The sequence below is a fragment of the Promicromonospora vindobonensis genome, from assembly GCF_042685865.1.
Classification (GTDB): Bacteria; Actinomycetota; Actinomycetes; order Actinomycetales; family Cellulomonadaceae; genus Promicromonospora; species Promicromonospora vindobonensis.
In genome coordinates, this window is sequence record NZ_JBHUOG010000001.1 from 715,916 (window position 1) to 733,173 (window position 17,258).

General features: G+C 71.5%; 16 protein-coding genes and 1 pseudogene. 9 read left to right on the top strand and 8 right to left on the bottom strand.

Features of this window, described 5'->3' with window-relative positions:
- Positions 1-212 precede the first annotated feature (212 nt).
- The 3 genes from ACFS27_RS03445 to ACFS27_RS03455 form a co-directional block, all read right to left on the bottom strand.
- On the bottom strand, positions 213-371 hold the full coding sequence (locus ACFS27_RS03445) for a hypothetical protein (protein ID WP_377180373.1): 159 nt from the start codon (positions 369-371) through the stop codon (positions 213-215).
- Positions 368-691 carry a hypothetical protein gene (locus ACFS27_RS03450; RefSeq protein ID WP_377180376.1) on the bottom strand — a complete coding sequence of 108 codons (324 nt, stop codon included), beginning with the start codon at positions 689-691 and terminating at the stop codon, positions 368-370. The genes ACFS27_RS03445 and ACFS27_RS03450 overlap by 4 nt, the downstream gene beginning before the upstream one ends.
- A 117-nt stretch (positions 692-808) precedes the next feature.
- The gene (locus tag ACFS27_RS03455; protein ID WP_377180378.1) at positions 809-2,242 is read right to left on the bottom strand and encodes an FAD-binding oxidoreductase; all 1,434 of its coding nucleotides are present in this window, start codon (positions 2,240-2,242) and stop codon (positions 809-811) included.
- A gap of 102 nt (positions 2,243-2,344) precedes the next feature.
- Here ACFS27_RS03455 and ACFS27_RS03460 point away from each other — a divergent pair, with 102 nt between their 5' ends.
- The 3 genes from ACFS27_RS03460 (at position 2,345) to ACFS27_RS03470 (ending at position 5,508) form a co-directional block, all read left to right on the top strand.
- Positions 2,345-2,896: a MarR family winged helix-turn-helix transcriptional regulator gene (locus ACFS27_RS03460; protein ID WP_377180380.1), complete on the top strand. Its 552-nt coding sequence runs from the start codon at positions 2,345-2,347 to the stop codon at positions 2,894-2,896.
- A gap of 100 nt (positions 2,897-2,996) precedes the next feature.
- Entirely contained in the window at positions 2,997-4,442 is a 1,446-nt protein-coding gene (locus tag ACFS27_RS03465; protein WP_377180382.1) for an MDR family MFS transporter, read from the top strand.
- 85 nt (positions 4,443-4,527) lie between these two features.
- A complete protein-coding gene (locus tag ACFS27_RS03470; protein ID WP_377180384.1) occupies positions 4,528-5,508 on the top strand; it encodes an NAD(P)/FAD-dependent oxidoreductase in 981 nt (326 codons plus the stop codon).
- Between the two features lie 3 nt (positions 5,509-5,511).
- On the opposite strand, the gene dnaG is transcribed toward ACFS27_RS03470, so the two are convergent.
- Together dnaG and ACFS27_RS03480 are read right to left on the bottom strand one after the other, a co-directional pair.
- Complete coding sequence (gene dnaG / locus ACFS27_RS03475; RefSeq protein ID WP_377180386.1) at positions 5,512-7,476, bottom strand: DNA primase; 1,965 nt, start codon at positions 7,474-7,476, stop codon at positions 5,512-5,514.
- Between the two features lie 54 nt (positions 7,477-7,530).
- A complete protein-coding gene (locus ACFS27_RS03480; protein WP_377180388.1) occupies positions 7,531-8,412 on the bottom strand; it encodes an AraC family transcriptional regulator in 882 nt (293 codons plus the stop codon).
- Positions 8,413-8,455: 43 nt separating this feature from the next.
- Between ACFS27_RS03480 and ACFS27_RS03485 the strand changes: the two genes are divergently transcribed.
- The 5 genes and pseudogenes from ACFS27_RS03485 (at position 8,456) to ACFS27_RS03505 (ending at position 12,230) form a co-directional block, all read left to right on the top strand.
- Positions 8,456-8,908, top strand: coding sequence for a VOC family protein (locus ACFS27_RS03485; protein WP_377180390.1), 453 nt, complete (start codon positions 8,456-8,458; stop codon positions 8,906-8,908).
- Between the two features lie 149 nt (positions 8,909-9,057).
- Complete coding sequence (locus ACFS27_RS03490; protein WP_377180392.1) at positions 9,058-9,231, top strand: DUF4236 domain-containing protein; 174 nt, start codon at positions 9,058-9,060, stop codon at positions 9,229-9,231.
- Between the two features lie 108 nt (positions 9,232-9,339).
- Positions 9,340-10,632, top strand: coding sequence for a deoxyguanosinetriphosphate triphosphohydrolase (locus ACFS27_RS03495; RefSeq protein WP_377180394.1), 1,293 nt, complete (start codon positions 9,340-9,342; stop codon positions 10,630-10,632).
- Between the two features lie 133 nt (positions 10,633-10,765).
- A pseudogene (locus tag ACFS27_RS03500) lies at positions 10,766-10,912 on the top strand (helix-turn-helix transcriptional regulator); the annotation flags it as partial.
- A gap of 100 nt (positions 10,913-11,012) precedes the next feature.
- Positions 11,013-12,230, top strand: a complete 1,218-nt coding sequence (locus ACFS27_RS03505; RefSeq protein WP_377180396.1) for a type II toxin-antitoxin system HipA family toxin — start codon at positions 11,013-11,015, stop codon at positions 12,228-12,230.
- An 84-nt stretch (positions 12,231-12,314) separates the two neighbouring features.
- Here the strand turns inward: ACFS27_RS03505 and ACFS27_RS03510 are convergent, their stop codons facing one another.
- From ACFS27_RS03510 to ACFS27_RS03520, 3 genes are read right to left on the bottom strand one after another with little or no spacing between them, the layout of a single operon-like run.
- Positions 12,315-13,220 carry a sugar ABC transporter permease gene (locus ACFS27_RS03510; RefSeq protein WP_377180398.1) on the bottom strand — a complete coding sequence of 302 codons (906 nt, stop codon included), beginning with the start codon at positions 13,218-13,220 and terminating at the stop codon, positions 12,315-12,317.
- Positions 13,220-14,785, bottom strand: coding sequence for an ABC transporter permease subunit (locus ACFS27_RS03515; RefSeq protein ID WP_377180400.1), 1,566 nt, complete (start codon positions 14,783-14,785; stop codon positions 13,220-13,222). The genes ACFS27_RS03510 and ACFS27_RS03515 overlap by 1 nt, the downstream gene beginning before the upstream one ends.
- A gap of 2 nt (positions 14,786-14,787) precedes the next feature.
- A complete protein-coding gene (locus ACFS27_RS03520; protein ID WP_377180402.1) occupies positions 14,788-16,011 on the bottom strand; it encodes a sugar ABC transporter substrate-binding protein in 1,224 nt (407 codons plus the stop codon).
- Positions 16,012-16,192: 181 nt separating this feature from the next.
- Between ACFS27_RS03520 and ACFS27_RS03525 the strand changes: the two genes are divergently transcribed.
- The gene (locus tag ACFS27_RS03525; RefSeq protein ID WP_377180404.1) at positions 16,193-17,245 is read left to right on the top strand and encodes a LacI family DNA-binding transcriptional regulator; all 1,053 of its coding nucleotides are present in this window, start codon (positions 16,193-16,195) and stop codon (positions 17,243-17,245) included.
- Positions 17,246-17,258 lie beyond the last annotated feature (13 nt).

A 17,258-nucleotide genomic window follows, 5' to 3' on the forward strand; every position in this document is an offset into this window, starting at 1 on the left:
GTAGGCCTCCGGGTCAGACTGCCCGAACGCAGCGAAGCCCATGGCGCTGCCGGGTATACAGGGGACGCCCACCATGGGAAGTGCTCGCAGGTTCGCCGCCGGTTCGCCGGAAGGACTCGGTTCGAATCCGAGGAGTGCACCTACCACCCGCCCGCACGGGCCAGCCGCCCCCATCGTCTCCGGACGGTGGGGGCGGTTTCGTGTGTCCGGGGTCAGCCGCGCCGCGGCGCACGCACGGCGAGCACGAGCTCGACGACCGCGGCACCGACGAACACCGCGGCCGCGGTCGCCGTCGGCCAGCCCGGCCACACCAGCACGAGCAGCGCGCCCGTGGCGAGCAGCACGCCGCCGAGGACCAGGTGCCCGGTCATCGCGTCCCGATCTCTTCCACCCACGCGTCCGTCAGGTCGGCCAGCGCCGCCTCGTACGTCGGCTGGAACCCGTGGGCGACCGTGAGCATGTGCGTCGTCGGCCCGTTGTACTCCGGCACCGAGCGCCGGTTCAGGTACCACGCGTAGAACACGTACCCGTCAGGGCCCGGGGTGCGCGACCGCTCGATGATCGCGTACGCGTCCTTCGGGTCCTGCGGCCCCGTCGCCATCCAGTACCCGGTGCGGTCGGCGTCACCGTCGCCGCCCGTGACGGTGAGCCGTAGGCGCGGGGCGTACTCGTCGGGCATCTCTGCAGCCATGGGGCAGATCTTTCCACAGGTCGGGCCCGATCAGCTGGCGGATGTTGGCCCGCCAACATCACGGACCATCACGACGTTGAAAACACGCCAACAATCCGCGCCCGCCAGGATGCCCGATTATGGCCCAGAAACAGCCTCTGACGTGCCAATATACCCAAACGTGTTCTGCGGGTCGTACGCCCGCTTCACCTCGCGCAGGCGGGCCAGCGTGGCCTCGGGGTAGGCGTTGCGCACGTCCTGCTCGGTGGCGGTCCCCATGAAGTTCACGTAGCCGCGCCCGCTGATACCGAACGCCTGCGCGGCCGACTCCACCCACTCGCTCGCCGCCGGGAGCGCCTCGACGGCCGGCGCGAACTTGCCGACCGTCACCATGAAGGCCGGGTCCCGGTGCGCGAAGGCCGTCGCCGCCGGGTCGACCAGCCCGATCGCACCGCCCATGGCACGGATGTTCACCGCGGCGGGGCCGGCCGCCTGGGACACCGTCTCGATCACCTCTGCGGCCCAGGCCTCGTCCGGCGCCCACGCGCCCTGGCCGAGGAAACCGGTCCGCGCGTCGCCCATCCCGCCGGGCGGCGGACCGCCGGCGCCCTCGAACATCGCCGGGTACGGCATCTCCTGGACGCTGTCGAGCACCGTGCCGAGCGCGCGCAGCGGCGCGAACACCTCGTCGGCCTCTGCTGCCGTGCCCGAGTGGCACAGGAGCGCCATGATGATCGGCTTGCCGTGCAACTCTGCCGGGATCATCGGGACGGGCGGCGCCACCATCACGTTCACCATGCCTGCGAACTCGTCGGGCCCCTCGGCGAACGCCCGCAGGACCGCTGCGAGCGTGGCAGGGGTGGGCACCCACATCATCATGCCGCCCGTGACCGTGCCCAGCTCCCGCAGGCGCAGGTCCAGCCGGGTCACGACGCCGAAGTTGCCGCCGCCGCCCCGGAGCGCCCAGAAGAGGTCGGGGTTCTCGTCGGCGTCGGCCCGCACCACGCGACCGTCGGCGAGGACCACCTCGGCACCGAGCAGGTTGTCGACGGTGAGCCCGTCGTGCCGGCTGAGGTAGCCGATGCCACCGCCGAGCGTGATGCCACCGACGCCGACGCTTCCCGTGTCGCCGAACCCGGTGGCCAGCCCGTGCGCCCCCGCCGCGGCGGTGTACGCGCCGGCGACAACCCCGCCCTGGGCGTGCCCGACGCCGGCCGCCGCGTCGATGTCGATGCCGTCAAGGAGGCGCAGGTCGAGCACGAGACCGCCGTCGACCAGGCCGTGCCTGGCCTGGTGGTGGCCGCCGCTGCGCACCGCGAGCGGTAGGCCCGCGTCGCGCGCGATCGCGAGCGCCTCGACGACCTCGTCGGTGGTCCGGACGCGGGCGACCGCGGCCGGTGTCCGCGCCGGGCCGCCCACGAACAGGGCAGCCGTCTCGGCGAACGTCGCAGCGGACGGGGTGAGCAGGCGGTCGCCGAGGCTCGCGGCGAGCGGGGCCAGGACGCCGTCGAGCGCCTCGGGCGAGAGCTGGGTGGTGGTACCGGTGGCGCCGGTGCTGTCGTGCGTGGCCATCTCGAGTCTCCTAGTGGGTGCGCGTACCTTCGGCCGCCAACGTTAGGCATCTAAGGATTAGGCGTCAACGCATTTCGGCGAGGTTCGAATTAGTCTGCGCTCATGCGACCAAGCGGGCAGCCCAGCGGCGAACCAGTCGGCAGCGTCTCCGGAACCGGGCCAGGACAAGGGCCGGGTCAGGGCGGCCCCGTGCCGGTGGCGGTCACCTTGTGGCACTCGGTGCAGCGGGTGATGCGCTCGTTCGACGCGCTGCTGACCGAGGAGGGAGGGAGCTGGCAGGTCTGGCACATCCTGCTCGCGCTGCACCAGGGCACCCCGGCCACCCAGCGCGAGCTCGCCGGCGCCGTCGGCATCAGGGAGGCGACGCTGACGCACCATCTGCGCAGCATGGAGGACCGTGGGCTGGTCCTCCGTACCCGGGAGGCGTCGAACCGCCGCGTGCAGCGCATCGAGGTCACGGAGGCGGGAGAGGCCCTGTACCGCAGGCTCAAGTCCGCGGCGATCGCGTTCGACCGGACGCTGCGGGACGCCATCGGGGACGACGAGGCCGACGTCGACGCGTTCGCCGGCACGCTCTGCCGCCTCGCCGACGCGGTGCCCGACGGCGGCCGCGGTGCGGTGCCGGAGGGCTGGCCCGGTAACCGCCGGGTCTAGCGCCGACGCCGGGCGCCGGGCGCCAGGAACAGCCGCCGGGAATAGGCGGTGCCCCGGGCAACTTTGCATGTGTCGTGCAGCACACTCGAAAGACCCGGACATGACCGCGCAGCCCTCCGGCGCCGAGGTCGACGTGCGGCTCGGCCTGCGCGGTGACCGCGGCCCGATCCTCGGCGCGCTGATGCTCTCCACGGCGCTCGTGGCCCTCGACGTCACGATCCTGGCCACCGCGTCGACGACCGTCGCGCGAGAGCTCGGCGCGTTCGAGCAGGTCCCGTGGCTGTTCTCCGCGTACACGCTGGCGCAGGCGGTGACGGTCCCCCTGTACGGGCGCCTGGCCGACGTGTTCGGGCGCAAGCGCGTGATGATGGTCGGGATCGGCCTGTTCCTGCTCGGCTCGGTGCTGTGCGCCGTCGCCTGGAGCATGCCTGCGCTCATCTGGTTCCGCGTGCTGCAGGGCCTGGGCGCCGGCGCGATCATGCCGATGTCCATGACCATCGCCGGCGACATCTACACCCTCGCCGAGCGCGCCAAGATCCAGGGGTACCTCGCGAGCGTGTGGGCCGCCTCCTCCGTGCTCGGCCCGACCCTGGGCGGTGTGTTCAGCCAGTTCGTGAGCTGGCGCTGGATCTTCTGGGTCAACGTGCCGATCGCGGCCGTGGCCGCCGTGGTCCTCTGGCGCCGGTTCCACGAGAAGGAGCGCGAGGGCGAGCGTGAACCCATCGACTATCTCGGCGCCGCCCTGCTGACCGGTGGCAGCACGGCGCTGGTGCTGGGCCTGCTCGAGGGCGGGCACGCCTGGGCCTGGGTCTCGCTGCAGTCGGTGGGGATGTTCGTCGCCTCGGCGGTGCTGCTCGCGGCGTTCGCGGTCACGTCCCGCAGGAGCGCGCACCCGATCTTCGACCTGGCGTTGCTGCGCCGCCGCGTGGTCGGTGCGTCGACGGCTGCGGGGCTCTGGGTAGGCGTCATCACGCTTGGCCTGTCCACGTACGTGCCGATCTACGCGCAGGGCGTGCTCGGCGTCGGACCGCTCGTGGCCGGGTTCGCGCTGGCCGCGCTCCTGGTCGGCTGGCCGCTCGCGGCGACCCTGTCCGGCCGGATCTACCTGTCCATCGGGTTCCGCTGGACAGCGATCATCGGCGCGGGAATCGTCCTGACGGGGTCCCTGCTCACGCTCGGCCTCGGCACCGGTTCCGAGGTGTGGCACATCTCGGCCGCCGTGTTCGTGATCGGCATGGGTATGGGCCTCGTGGCCGTGCCCACGCTGCTGGCCGCGCAGCACAGCGTGGGCTGGAACGAGCGTGGAGCGGTGACCGCCACCAACATGTTCGCCCGGTCGATCGGGCAGGCCGTCGGTGTGGCCGCGCTGGGCGCCGTGGTGAACGCCGTGACCACCGTCGGGGCGGACGGCACCCCCGAGGGCCCCGGCCTGGCGCACGCCATGCACCTGGTGTTCTGGTGCGTCGTGGGCTGCGCGGCCCTGATGGCCGTGACGGTGCTGCTGCTCCCCCGCGACAACCCGCGAGCCGAGTCCGCCGCGCCGTAACGAGGGCCGTGGCTTGACTTCATGTCGACATGAAGTCAGACCCTGGGGCAGTACCGCACGACACCCCAGGAGACGGAGCCCAGCGATGTCCGGACCAGCCCCCTCGACCAGCCCTCACGACCCCGACGCGCCCTACGACACCGTGGTGATCGGTGGCGGCCCGGCCGGGTTGCAGGCCGCGCTCACGCTCGGCCGCATGCACCGGCGCGTCCTGCTGCTCGACTCCGGCGAGTACCGCAACGCGCCCGCCGAGCACCTGCACAACTTCGTGACGCGGGACGGCACGCCGCCGGCCGAGTTCCGCGCCGCCGCCCGCGCCGAGCTGGCCGCCTACGCGACGGTGACGGTCCGCGAGGCGGCAGCGACCGCCGTCGTGCCCGACGGCGACGGGTTCCGGGTCGAGCTGGGTGCCGAGCCGAGCGCCGAGGGTGCCGGCGGTCCCGAGTCGTTCGCCACCCGCACGGTGCTGCTCGCGACGGGGCTGCGGGACACCCTCCCGGCGGTCCCCGGCCTCGCGCCCCTGTTCGGCACGGTCGCCGCCGTCTGCCCGTACTGCCACGGGCACGAGCTGAGCGGCGAGCACATCGCGGTGCTCGGCAACGGGCCGCACGTGGCACGGGTCGCGTTCCTGCTGGAGCGCATCGCGAGCCGCCTCACCGTCCTGACCGACGGCGCGGAGCTCGAACCGGGCCTCCGCGCCCGGCTCGACGACGCGGGCGTCGCCGTCCGCCCCGAGCCCGTCAAGGAGCTCAGGCGCAGCGCCGCCGGTGCCACCGTGTCGTTCGCCGACGGCCCCGACGATGCGGTGGGCGGCATCTTCGTGGCGGCCGAGTTCGCGCAGCGCGCCCCGTTCGCCGAACAGCTCGGTCTGACGATGCAGGAGTCGGGCGCCGTCGACGTCGACGCCATGGGCCGCACGAGCGTACCGGGGGTGTTCGCGGCGGGCGACATGGCCCATACGTCGGCGACGCCGATGCCGCTCGCGTCGGTGCTCATGGCGGCGGCGTCGGGCCTGATGGCCGCGACCTCGGCCGACGGCGAGCTCCTCACCCGCGACCACCCCTGACGGCTAGGTGCCCGCGCTCTCGCGGAGGGTGCGGCGCTCGGCCTCGATCGTCAGGAGCTCCGCGAACGCCGCCTGGTAGTGCTCGGTGTCGGGATCGAGCCGGCGCAAGCGGCTCTTGGCGTCCGCCACGCGGCGCCCCAGCACGTGGTCGACGACGTTCCGCACCACTCCCTCGACCACCGCCCCGATCGCGGACTCCCGGTCCTCCGGGAGGTCCGCCACCGCCAGCTGCGTGACCAGGCTCGCCACGGCCTCGGGAGCCTGGTCCAGCACGGCGGCGACCCACAGCGCCGTGGAGATCTCGCGCCCGGCAGCCACACCCCCGGCAGCCCGGATCGCGGTGTGCACCGCCTGCCACGCGGGCACGACGAACGCCTCCTCGCCCAGGTCGTCGAACGACGCCGGTACGTGCTGCGGGTACTGGAGCACCGCGACGAGCGCCAGCCACTCGGCGCGTGCCACCGGGTCGCGCAGGTCGGGCGCCGACACCTGCGGCACGGCGCCCGACCGCGGACCGTTCGCCTCCGGCCCGCTCCCTGCGGATGACGCCGCGGTGCCCGGCTGCCGGTCGCCGTCGGCCCGGTCCGGCGCGCGGCGCAACGAGGGTGTCGACGCCGCGCGGCCGACCTCTCGCCGCACCTCGTCGATCTCCGTGCCGATCCAGCCTGCGACCTCGCGCATGTAGCCGTCGCGCTGGCTGCGGTCACGGATGCCGACGATCTCGGGTGCAGCGGCCCGCACGGCGGACACGCGACCCTCCACGGTGTTCAGGTCGAACTGCTTGATCTTGGCCTGGATGACGAAGGCGAACAGGGGCTTGCGCCCGTCGACCAGCGCACGGACGGCCTCGGGGCCCTTGGCCATGCGCAGGTCGCACGGGTCCATGCCGCCGTCCGCCACCGCCACGTAGGTCTGCGCGAAGAACCGCTGGTCCTCGCCGTACGCACGCTCCGCGGCCTTCTGCCCTGCCGCGTCCCCGTCGAACGTGAAGATGATCTCGCCGCCGACCGTCCCGCCCGACGTCAGCTGGAGGCCGCCGCCTGCGGTCGTGTCGCCGAGCAGGCGGCGCACCACCTTGGCGTGGTCGCCGCCGAAGGCGGTGCCGCACGTGGCCACCGCCGTCGTCACGCCGGACAGGTGCGCCGCCATGACGTCCGTGTACCCCTCGACCACCACCACGCGCTTGCCCTTGGCGATCTCCCGCTTGGCGAGGTCGATCCCGTACAGCACGTGCGACTTCTTGTAGAGGCTCGTCTCGGGGGTGTTGAGGTACTTGGGGCCCTGGTCGTCGTCGAACAGGCGGCGCGCGCCGAAGCCGATCACGGCCCCCGTCACGTCCCGGATGGGCCAGATGACCCGGCCGCGGAACCGGTCGTAGATGCCGCGCTGCCCCTGCGACATCAGCCCGCTGGCGACGAGCTCCGGCTGCGTGAAGCCCCTGCCCTGGAGGTGACGCTGCAGCGCGTCCCAGCCCTTCGGCGCGAAGCCGACTCCGAAGTGCTCGGCGTCGGACCGGTCGAAGCTGCGCTCAGCGAGGAAGGTGCGCGCGGCGGTTGCCCCAGGGCCCATGAGCTGCTCCGCGTAGAACTCCGCCGCCACCCGGTTGGCCTCCAGCAGGCGCTGCCGCTTGCCTGGCTCCTCGCGGGGACGGGCGTTGCCGCCCTCCTCGTAGCGCAGCTGCACGCCGGTCTTGCCCGCGAGGTACTCGATGGCCTCGGTGAAGCTCAGCCCGTCCATCTTCATGATGAACTCGATGACGTCGCCGCCCTCGCCGCAGCCGAAGCAGTGGTAGCGGCCGACGCTCGGGCGCACGTTGAAGCTGGGGCTGCGCTCGTCGTGGAAGGGGCACAGACCCACCAGAGCGCCCACTCCGGCGGGCTTGAGGGTCACGTGCGCCGAGACGATCTCGTCGATCCGCGCGCGTTCGCGGACCTGGTCCACATCCTCACGTCTGATCAGCCCGGCCACGCCTGGAAGTCTATGCTCGCGCGCCGGACCACGACGCCGCCGTCCACAGCCCGCTCAGCGTCCCTGCGTCGCCAGCGCCCGTGCGCAGACGCGGGCGTACTCGCCCGGAGCCACGCCGACCGCACGCACGAAGTCCCCGGTGAAGTGCGCCTGGTCGTAATAGCCGACGGCGGCCGCGAGCCCCGCCAGGTCCTGGAGCGGGTCCCTGCCGAGCAGCTCGGCGGCGAGGTGCACCCGGTGCCTGCGCAGCACCCACTTGGGGCTCACGCCCACCCAGTCGGCGAACAACCGCTGCAGCGAGCGCGGGGTGGTGCCGAGCCGGTCGGCGAGCGCAGCGACGGTGGTGCCCGGCGCGGCCTCGGCGATGACCTCGAACGCCTCGCGGAGCGCGGCCAGCGCCGCGGTGGACCGCTGGGTCCTCGCCCGCCCCGCCGCGTCGAGGAGCAGCGGGGTGACCGTCTCGACGGCGGCGTCCGCCCGGCCTGCCAGCGCCTCGGCGAGCGCCTCGCCCGCCGCACGCCGCGCCGTCGGGCCGAGGAACCCGGCAGGGCCGACGGCGCCGCGCTCACCCGGGTGCGTGAGCCCGAGCAGCGCCCGGTAGCCGCCGGGGCGCAGCTTGGTGCCGACCACGGCGCCGGTGCCGCTCAGGGTGCGCTCGAAGAGCCCTGCGGGCATGGCGTAGACGAGAAGACCGGTGTCCTCCGCCACGACGTGGCCGACGGGGTGCGGCATCACGGTCTGGGTGAACGTGCTGCCCGGCGACAGGTCCCAGGTGATCACCCAGTGCCAGTCCACGACGTCGGCGAGGTCGGGGGCCGGCTCGACGCGCGCCAGCACGAACCGGTCGCGCGCCCGCGCGGGGTTCACGATGCCGTGCGTCGGCCCGGACTCGAGCGCCTGCGTGACCGCCCGTTCGCCGTCGAACGCCTGTCGCATATTTCCAAGACTGGCACACGCTGGCCGCTGGAGCATCGATGACATGAAGAACTCAGCCCTGCACCCCAACATCTCCGTGAGCGACGCGCGCGCGGCCATCGCCTTCTACGAGGCGGCGTTCGGCGCGGAGACGCTCTCCGTCATCACCGCCGGCGACGCGGTGATCCACTCCGACCTGGTCCTGCGGTCCGCCGCGGGCGAGTCGACGTTCACCGTCGCCGGCGCGTTCCCGCCGGACTCCGTCGCCCCCGAGCCCGGCGCGCCGACGCACGCGAGCTTCACCGTCCCGGTCGAGGAAACCGACGCCGCCCACGCCCGCGCGCTCGCCGCCGGCGCGACCAGCCTGGCCGAGCCTGCCGACTGGTTCGAGGGGTTCCGGCAGGCCGCCGTCCGCTGCCCCTTCGGTCACCGCTGGTACTTCGTCACGGTCGCCGAGTCGGTCACGCCGGACGATGTCCAGCGCGCGAGCGACGCCTGGGTCGCTGCCCGCGACTAGCTCCCCGGCTCGTTGAGTGCTGGCTGTCTGCGCGTTCTCGCCCCCGGAGACCGGCACATATCCAGCATTCAACGGGGGGTCGAAGGCGGTTTGCCGGGCTAGCGCAGTTCGGTACGCTTTGCCCCGACCCGAGGAGGAAAGTCAGGAACATGGGAATCCGGTATCGCAAGCGGCTGTCGCTCGGCCCGCTCAAGTTCAACATCACCCAGAAGGGCTTGTCGTCCATGAGCTTCAAGATCGGTCCCTGGACCTGGAACTCAAGAACCAAGAAGCACTCCTTGAACCTCCCCGGCGGCCTGAGCTGGTACAGCAACAACAAGTAGGGTCGCCGCGGCGGAGGCAGGGCCGAGCACCTGCCTCCGCTGACACACCGGCCGACGGCAGCGGGGCCGGATTCCGGGGTTGTCAGCCAGCGTGACTAGAGTGGACGCGTGGAGCAAGCCCTCGGGAAGAGCATCCCGCCGTCGTACAGCGCGCAGGACGTCGAACGCTGGGTGTCCGAACCGCCCAAGTCGCAGGCCCGTACCCCCTTCGAACGAGACCGCGGCCGCGTGGTGCACTCGTCCGCGCTGCGGCGCCTCGGCGCCAAGACCCAGGTGCTCGGCGCGGGGCACGACGACTTCGTACGCACCCGGCTGACCCACTCCCTCGAGGTCGCGCAGGTGGGCCGCGGCATGGGCCGCTCGCTGGGCTGCGACCCCGACGTCGTCGACACCGCGTGCCTCACCCACGACCTCGGCCACCCGCCGTTCGGGCACAACGGCGAGACGGCGCTCGCCGAGATCGCCGAGCCGATCGGCGGCTTCGAGGGCAACGCGCAGACCCTGCGCCTGCTGACGCGGCTCGAGCCAAAGGTGCTCGCCGACGACGACACCCCCGCGGGCCTCAACCTCACCCGCGCGAGCCTCGACGCGAGCGTCAAGTACCCGTGGGCCTACGGGGCCGGCCCCGCGCGCCCGGACGGCACGGCGAGCCGCAAGTTCGGCGTCTACGCCGACGACCTCCCCGTGTTCACCTGGCTCCGGGAGAACGCGCCCGACGGCGTGAAGTGCCTCGAGGCCCAGGTCATGGACCTCGCCGACGACATCAGCTACTCGGTGCACGACGTCGAGGACGGCGTGGTGGCCGGCCGCATCGACCTCGACCTCATGGCGGACGCCGACGAGCGGGCGCGCGTGGCCGAGTACGTGCGCGCCTGGTACGGCGAGTGGTACACGCACGACGCCATCGACGACGCCATCGGACGCCTGCAGGACTACCTGCGCGGCGTCGGGCACCTGGTCCGGGCCTTCGACGGGTCGCGCAGGTCCCTCGCCTCGCTCAAGGACATGACGAGCCAGCTCATCGGCCGGTTCATCGGCTCGGCGATCAGCGCGACGCGGGCCGAGTTCGGCGAGGGCGCGCTCACCCGGTATGCCGCCCGGCTCGTGGTACCGGCCGAGCTCGAGCACGAGATCCTCGCGCTCAAGGGCATCGCCGTCGCCTACGTCATGGCGCCGCGCGGCCAGGAGCCCCGCTACCTGCGGGAGCGGGAGATCCTGGCCGAGCTGGTCGGTGTGCTCGCCGACCGCGCCCCGGACGAGCTGGAGACACCGTTCGCCGCGGACTGGCGCGCCGCACCCGACGACGCCGGGCGCCTGCGCGTGGTGGTCGACCAGGTCGCGTCCCTGACGGACCTGTCGGCGCTGGCGCTGCACGCCCGGCTGGTCACACCCGGGTCCTGAATCTCTCGGCCGACAGGCCCTGCGAGGGTCAGACGCCGAGAACAGCGTGAATCAAATTTGACGCGTCGTCACCGATGGCAGAGAATGACTCATATCTGATTCACCACGCATCTCTGGGGAGGATGAATCGCATATGATTCAGCGATGGTTCCGCGTCCGCGGCCTCACCGCTCTCGGCGCCGCCACGAAGGGGGCCCGGGAGTCAGCCGGTCTCAGCCAGTCCGAGCTAGCCGATCTCATCAGCTCCTCGCGGCCGACGCTCTCACGACTTGAGCGTGGAGTGCCCGTCACCACCGCCGTGCTGACGAAGACGTTGGCCAGTGCCGGTTACGAGATCTATGTCATCCCGCGCAACGCACAGGTCAGTGTGGCGTTCGATGATGCCGACTGAGAACACCCTTGCAGTCTGGCTGCACGGGATCCACGTCGCCGAGCTGACCCGACTCCGCAACGGCCGGCTCCGCCTCGTGTGGACGCCCGAGGCGATCGCCCGCTGGGGCGAAGGCGCGTGTCCGTTGTCGCTCTCGTTGCCGACCACGGTGCGTCGCGTCCAGGGGGCGCACCTGGAACGCTATTTCGACGGTCTCCTGCCGGAATCGCCACTTCGCGGACAGCTCGAACGGGAGAACGGTGTAGCCCCTGACAACGTGTTCGGCCTGCTCCGTGCGCTCGGGGCGGAGTGCGCCGGTGCGGTCCAGGTTCTGCCGTCCGGCACAGAGCCACCGTCAGGAACGCTCCGCCTTCTCTCCGACGCAGAGGTCGGCAGCGTCGTCTCCGACCTCCCGACATTGCCGGTCGCGAACGATCTTCCCATGACCGCTTCACTGGGCGGGATCCAGGCGAAGGTCTTGCTCACGGCGACGCCGGACGGCTGGGCATGGCCGCTCGCTGGGGCAGCGTCGACGCACATCGTGAAGCCCGAGCCGATCTCCGACGCGGTGATTCCCGACCTCGTCCGTCTCGAGGACTGGACGATGCGCCTTGCCCGTGCGGCGGGCATACCGGCCGCAACGACCGAGATTCAAGAGTTCGACGGCCGGACAGCAATCGTCGTCGAACGCTACGACCGTGTCGACGGCGGGCGGATCCATCAGGAGGATCTGGCGCAGGGCCTGGGGCTCGCAACGCGAGACAAGTACGAACAAGAACGTAGCCCTGGCCACCTTGCGGCCCTCGCGGACCAGGCCACCGAGCACGCTGCCGACCCGGAAGCATTCCTCGATGCGCTGCTCGAACAGGTGACGTTCAACGTCATCGTCGGCAATGGTGACTCGCACGCGAAGAACTACTCCTACATCATCGACGCGCAAGCCCGGCTGCATCCCGCACCGATGTACGACGCGGCCGCCGTTCATCTGGTCGTTCCACGGTATGACCGCTCCGGTCTCGCGGTGAACGGCAAGACGCGGCTGCGATACATCAAACCGGGCGACCTCGCGGCGGAGTCAGCGACGTGGCATCGACCGATCGAGCAGTCCAGGGCGCTGGTGGACGACGTCGTGGAGCGAGTACGTCGAGCTGCGAAGGACATTGATGACGATCCATGCAAGGTGCGGGAGAAGTTGCTCGACCGGGTAGCTGACCTCGTTCGGGACTGAAGGCCGAACTCGCCAGACTCGTCCGTCGGTCGGGCTTGCCGAGAAGTGGGTCTCGACAAGCTCGACCAGCGGGGATCCGGCTGGTCAGCCCTTGACCGAGCCCGCCGTCAGGCCGCCCACGATGTACTTCTGCAGGAACAGGAACAGCGCGAGCACCGGCAGCGCCGACAGCACGGCACCCGCCGTGAACAGGCCCCAGTTGGCGTCCAGCAGCGACGACACCCACCCGTAGAGGCCGACGGCGAGCGTCCAGCTCTCCTCCGACTGCAGCAGCACGCGGGCGATGATGAACTCGCCGAACGTCGCGATGAAGCTGAGCAGCCCCACCACGGCGAGGATCGGCGCGGTCAGCCGCAGCACGATGGTCCAGTAGATCTGGGCGTGGGAGGCGCCGTCGATCTTCGCGGCCTCGTCGATCTCCCGCGGCACGGTGTTGAAGAACCCGTACATGAGGAACGTGTTCACCCCGAGCGCCCCGCCGAGGTACACGCAGATCAGCGCGAGCTTGGAGTCCAGCCCCAGCACCGGGACCACCTCGCCCAGCGAGATGCACAGCAGGAAGATCGCCACGAACGCGAGCATCTGCGGGAACATCTGGATGATGAGCAGGGCGGTGAGCCCCACCCGGCGTCCGCTGAACCGGAACCGGGAGAAGGCGTAGGCCGCTGCGGCGCCCATGAGCACCGTGCCTGCCCCTGTCACCACCGCCACGACCAGCGTGTTGCCCATCCAGGTCCAGAACCTCGTGTCGCCCAGCGCCACGTAGTTGGCGGTCGACACGGACGCGAACAGGTCGTTGGAGCCGGTGAGCGTGCCGCCGTCGGCCAGGGAGGCCGACACGACGTAGACCAGCGGGAAGCCCGCGTAGACCACGGCGAGCACGCCGACCAGGTGCCGCCACCCGAGGTCGGAGAACCAGCGGGCCGGGGACGTGCGGCGAGGCAGGGCGACCCGGCTGGGCGCGGGGGCTGTCGTCGTGGTCGTGCTCATCAGGCGATCTCCTCGAGCGAGCGGGTGCGCCGGAACGCGAGGGCGGAGATGGTCGCCACCACCACGAAGATGACGATCGACAGGGCGCTGGCCAGGCCGTAGTCCTTGGCGGCGGTCCCGTCGAGACCGGAGACCGAGTAGACCATCGAGATGAGGATGTCGGTGTGCCCGAGCGGCACCGAGGCGTCGTCGAACCGCGGGCCACCGCCGGTGAGCATGTAGATCAAGGTGAAGTTGTTGAAGTTGAACGCGAACGACGAGATGAGCAGCGGCGCCGTCGCGACCAGCAGCAGGGGCAGGGTGATGGACCGCCAGGTGCGCCACCGGCCGGCGCCGTCGATCCGTGCGGCCTCCAGCACGTCGCCAGGCAGGGACTGCAGCGCGCCCGTGCAGATCAGGAACATGTACGGGAAGCCGAGCCAGAGGTTCACGCCGAGCACGGCCAGCTTGGCCAGCACCGGGTCGGTGAGCCACGGGATCGACGCCCCGCCGAGCAGCACCTCGTTGACGAACCCGTAGGACCGGTTGAGCATGCCCGACCACAGCAGGGCCGCGAGGAACCCGGGGATCGCGTAGGGCAGGATCACCAGCGTCCGGTAGATCCGCCGCCCGCGCAGGCGCGCGTCGTTGAACGCGATCGCGAGGAACAGGCCGAGCAGGAACGTCGAGGCCACCGAGAGCACCGCGAACGCGAACGTCCACAGCAGGATCTTGCCGAACGGGCCCGCGTACCGGTCGTCGCCGAACGCGGTGACGAAGTTGTCCAGGCCGACGAGCACGCGCCAGCCCACCGGCAGGGTGGTGCCGTCTGCGGCCTCGAACTGGCCGTCGTCGTTGGGCGTGTACGTCACTCCGGTGGTGGTGTCGGTCATGGTGTCCGACGCGGCGTCGTACGTCAGCGTGGACGTGAAGACGTACCCCGTGCGGGCGTCCTGGGTCCGGACCGAGCCGTCGTTCGGGTCCTCGGAGACCGGCACGCGCAGGTCGGTGACCTCCTGCTGCCGCTCGAGGACCTCTGCGTACTCCAGCACCTCGTACCCCGGCAGCGCGGTGATCCGGCCGGCGTCCACCGCGGCGCCGTCGACGGCGGTGAGCGGCTCGTCGGCGGTGCCGGCCTCCACCTCGCCCTCCGCCGAGACGATCGCGAACCCGAGCGTCTCGCCGTCCGCCACCACCGTGAGGGGGGACGACGGCGAGCCCTCCACCCGGCGCTCGTTCTGCACCAGGAGCGCCTCGACGGCCTGCTCCTGGGTGGAGTTGTGCCCGTCGCCGTAGTTGGTGAACGCGACGTAGCCCGTGTAGGCGACCACGTACACCTGGTAGACGAGCAGGAACGCGAGGCCGGGCAGGATGTACTTCAGGGGCAGCGCGCGCTTGCTGAAGTACGCCCAGTTCGCCACGAGCAGGAGCGCCACCATCGCGGAGAGGATGCCCCACGACCCGGCACCCCACGCGGCGAGGACCGCGTACACGCCGAGGGCGTCGACCAGCGCGATCAGGACGAGCTTGACGAGAAACCCGGGGCTCCAGCCGGTCCGACCGGAGCCCCGGGTCACAGGCGACATCATCAACCGATCTCACCCTGGATGTCGGCGACCATCTTGTCCCAGGCCTTGGCCGGGTCGGACTTGCCGGAGACGATCGCAGCCTCGGTCACGCCCCAGTACGCCCACACGGCGCCCATCTCTGGCAGCGACGGCATCGGGACCGCCTCGGCGCCGATCTCCCGGAAGCCCGCGGTGATCGGGTCCTCCGATGCGGTGTCGGCGGCCTCGATCAGGGCCGGCGGCCGGTCGCCCGCCTCGTACAGCGCGAGCTGCGCTTCGGTGGTGGCCATGTGGTTGACCAGGAAGTCGTTGGCGAGCAGCGCGTTCTCGCTCTGCGCGCTCACGTAGAAGCCGGCCACGCCGACGAACGGCTGGGCGGGCTCGCCGCCGGCGCTCGGGACCGGGTCGATCGACAGGTCGAGGTCCGCGAACTGCTCCAGCATCCACGGGCCGCCCACGATGAACGGCGACTCCCCCTTGGCGAAGGCGGCCACCGCGATGTCGTAGGTGACGTCGGTGCTCAGCACTCCCGCCTCACCCTGCTCGGCCAGCCACTGCGCGAACTTCGTGCCGCCCTCGCCGCCGAGCGCGAGCTCCGGCTGGTACGAGCCGTCCGCGTTCTGCTCGAACACCGGGGCGCCGAACGACATCTGCAGCGGGTAGAACGTGTAGGGATCGCCCTCGGTGGAGGTCTGGATCAGCAGCGGGTACTTGGTGTCCGCGTCCTTGCCGGCCGTGATGGCGTCGTCCCAGGTGGCAGGGGCCTCGGGAGCGAGCTCGGTGTTACGGATGAGCGCGATGTTCTCCACCGCGTAGGGCAGGCCGTACACCTGGTCGTCCTGCGTGAAGGCCGCGACGGAGACCGGCTCGAACGCGGCAGCGGTGTCACCGAGCTCGATCGGGGCCACGACGCCGTTGGTCGTGAGCTCACCCAGCCAGTCGTGCGCGCCCACGGTGATGTCGGGGCCCTTGCCGGTGGGCACCTGGGCCAGGAAGTCGGGGCGGATGTCCTCGAAGTTCTTCAGCACCACCTCCACCTCGGCGCCTGTCGACTCCTCGAAGCCGGCCGCCGCGTCCTCCACGGCGGCCTGGCGGGTCTCGTCGACCCAGACGGTGAGGGTCGCGCCTGCCCCGTCGGGTGCAGCCGCGGTCTCCTCGCCCGCTGGTTCCTCCGCGCCGCCCGAGCAGGCGGCCAGCGCCAGCGTCGCGGTCAGCGCAGCGGCGGTCAGGATGCTCCGTCGCATCGTCACTCCCGGTGTTCGCGGCCCGAGGTGGGCCTGGTTCGATGCCACGAACCGTAAGGCCGGGTCCGGTAATCTTGCAAGCCGTTGCGATAAACTTTCAGCAACGCTTGCAGCCGGTCGTGGACACCGGCGGCGACAACGGGGCGCCGACACCCGGCACCAGCAGGGACGAGGAGGTCACATGTCACTTAGGCTGCCAGGCGTGCGCACTCGACTGACCGACCTCGCCGAGCAGGCAGGGGTCTCCACCGCGACAGTGTCGCGCGTGCTCAACGGCAAGCCAGGCGTGGCGGGCGAGACCCGGCAGGCCGTGCTCGCCGCCCTCGACGTGCTCGGCTACGAGCGTCCGTCGGCGCTACGGGCCCGCCCCGCCGGCCTCATCGGCCTGGTGGTGCCCGAGCTGTCCAACCCGGTGTTCCCTGCGTTCGCGCAGGCCATCGAGTCGCAGCTCGCCTCACGCGGCTACACGCCGCTGCTGTGCACCCAGTCGCCGGGCGGCACCACAGAGGACGAGTACGTCGAGACCCTGATCGACCACGCGGTGGACGGCATCGTCTTCGTCTCCGGCAAGCACGCCGACACGCGGGCCTCCACCGAGCGCTACCAGCGGCTGCGCGGGCGCGGGCTACCGATCGTCATGATCAACGGCTACGCGGCAGGCATCGACGCGCCGTTCGTCTCGCCCGACGACGCCGCGAGCATCGAGCTCTCGGTCCGCCACCTGGTGAGCCTGGGCCACCGCCGCATCGGCATGGCGATCGGGCCCGACCGGTTCGTGCCGGCCAAGCGCAAGATCGAGGCGTTCGCGACCCAGCTCGTGCGGCACGGCCTCGCGGCCACCGAGCAGGAGGCCCGCGAGCACGTGGCCCTGACCCTCTATACGCTGGAGGGCGGCCAGGCGGCGGCCGGCGAGCTGTTCGACTCCGGCCACACCGCCGTCGTGTGCGGCTCCGACCTGATGGCGCTCGGCGCGGTGCGCGCAGCGCACTCGCGGGGCCTGTCCGTGCCCGACGACGTCAGCGTCGTCGGATACGACGACTCACCGCTGGTGGCGTTCACCGATCCGCCGCTGACCACGGTGCGTCAGCCGGTCGCCGACATGGCGCACGCCGCCGTCAGCGCCCTGCTCACCGAGATCCACGGCGAACGAGCTCCCCGATCGGAGCTGTTGTTCACCCCGGAGCTCGTGGTGCGCGGCTCCACGGGTGCCGCCCCGGCAGCTCCTCGGAGCTAGTACTCTCCCGTAC